The sequence below is a fragment of the Micromonospora deserti genome (assembly GCF_003236335.1).
GTDB lineage: Bacteria > Actinomycetota > Actinomycetes > Mycobacteriales > Micromonosporaceae > Micromonospora > Micromonospora deserti.
Map to the genome: position 1 here is coordinate 1 of NZ_POUB01000465.1, position 2,308 is coordinate 2,308.

Genomic DNA, 2,308 nt, shown 5'->3' on the forward strand with positions numbered 1-2,308 from the left:
CAGCCCACACCGGGCCGCCGGCCAGTGCCGACCACCAGGTTCGCGTCGCCTGAACAGCCCTTTCCGGCGCAAACCTCGTGATCGTCGCAGGCCATGACGGCGAAGGTGGGAGGTTGCTGGTGGGCGGCGGTGAAGTTCCTGACAGGACGGGCCCGGGGGTGGCCGGTTGGTGGCATTCGCGGCAATCCTGGAATCATGGCCCCGCTCCGCTCGCCGCTGTCGCGGCTGTTCACCGTGCTGCTCGCCGGCGTGCTCGCCGGTCTCGTCCTGGCGGTCGCCGCGCTGCCGGGCAACCTGCTGCTCGGGTTCGCCGCGAAGTCGGCGTTCGGCTCGTACGAGGCGCTGCCCGAGGCGTTGCGCACGCCCGCCACGCCCCAGCGTTCCTACCTCTACGCCAACGACGGCAAAACGCTGATCACCACGTTCTACGACGTCAACCGTTCCGACGTCGCCCTCGACGAGATCGCCCCGGTGATGCGGCAGGCGATCGTGGCGGCCGAGGACCGGCGGTTCTACGACCACGGCGGCGCCGACCTGCGTGGGCTGGCCCGGGCGCTGGTCGCCAACGTCACCGGCGGCGGCACCGAGCAGGGCGGATCGACGCTGACCATGCAGTACGTCCGCAACGTGCTCAAGACCGACCCGGGCCGCACCGCCGAGGAGCGTGCCGCGGCCACCGAGCAGACCGTCGGGCGCAAGCTCCAGGAGATCCGGTACGCCACGGCGCTGGAGCAGCGGCTGAGCAAGGACGAGATCCTCAACCGCTACCTCAACATCGCGTACTTCGGCTCCGGGGCGTACGGCATCGCCGCGGCCAGCCAGCGCTACTTCGCCAAGTCCCCGGCGGAGCTGACCCTCGCCGAGGCGGCCCTGCTGGCCGGCCTGGTGCAATCCCCCGAGGCGTACAGCCCGATCGACGGCGACGCGGACGCGGCCCTGGCCCGGCGGGCGTACGTGCTCGACTCGATGGTCGAGACCGGGGCGATCAGCGCCGAGCAGGCGGCCCAGGCCAAGGCGGAGAAGCTGACCCTGCACCCCACCGCGCAGCCCAACGGCTGTACCGCCGTCGCCGAGGGGCACGACGACTGGGGCTTCTTCTGCGACTACCTGCGCCGGTGGTGGCTCACCCAGCCGGCCTTCGGGGCCACCGTGCAGGAGCGGGAGCAGGCGCTGCGCCGCGGCGGCTACACCGTGGTCACCTCGCTGGACCCGCAGATCCAGGCCACCGCACAGCAGCAGGCCACCGACGTCTACGGGTACGGCAACAAGCGCGCCCTGCCGATCGCCGCCGTCGAGCCGGGCACCGGCCGGGTGCTGGCGATGGCGGTCAACCGGCACTACAGCCTCGACGCCAACCCCGACGGGCAGGCCAACCGCCCGAACACCGTCAACCCGCTGATCTCCGGCGGTGACAGCGTCGACGGTTACCAGGCCGGCTCGACGTTCAAGCTGTTCACCATGCTCGCCGCACTGGAGGCCGGCAAGCCCCTCGCGACCGGCTTCGAGGCGCCCAGCCGCCTGCCCACCCGGTACGCCGACGAGGGCGAGGGCAGCTGCGACGGCCGGTGGTGCCCAGCCAACGCCAACCCGGAGTGGATGGACGGCTACCGGATGATGTGGGACGGCTTCGGCCGGTCGGTGAACACCTACTTCGTCTGGCTGGCCGAACAGGTGGGGCCGGAGAAGGTGGTCGAGATGGCGCAGCGCCTCGGCATCACCTTCCGGGCCGACGCGGACGCCGCGTTCGCCGAGCACGACGCCGCCAACTGGGGCTCGTTCACCCTGGGCGTCGCGGCCACCACCCCGCTCGACCTGGCCAACGCGTACGCCACGGTGGCCGCCGAGGGAACGTACTGCACGCCGCTGCCGGTGGTCTCGGTGACCGCGCCGAGCGGCGAGCGGGTGCCGGTCGGCGACCCGTCCTGCCGCCGGGTGCTCGACGCCGACGTGGCCCGGGCCGCCACCGACGCGGCCCGCTGCCCGGTGGGTCAGCAGTCGGCGTACGGGCAGTGCAACGGGGGCACCGCCACCTCGGTGAACCGGATCCTCGACGGCCGCCCGGTGGCGGGCAAGACCGGCAGTTCGGAGCGGAACGCCACGGAGACCTTCGTCGGCTTCACGCCGCAGGTCGCGGTCGCCGGCATGGCCGCCAACCCCGACGACCCGAACGATTTCGTGGGGGCCGCGGTCCAGGCGAAGGTGATCGACGCGGTCGCCCGGGTGGTCAAGACGGCGGTGGACGGCAAGCCGGTGCGGGACTTCACCGCGCCGAGCCGCGAGCTGGCCGGCGACCCGCAGCGCCCCCGCC

General features: G+C 72.7%; 1 protein-coding gene. It reads left to right on the top strand.

Going from position 1 to position 2,308, the window contains the following annotated elements:
- Positions 1-195: 195 nt before the first annotated feature.
- On the top strand, positions 196-2,308 hold a 2,113-nt coding region (locus C1I99_RS31175; RefSeq protein WP_111137719.1), incomplete at its 3' end, for a transglycosylase domain-containing protein.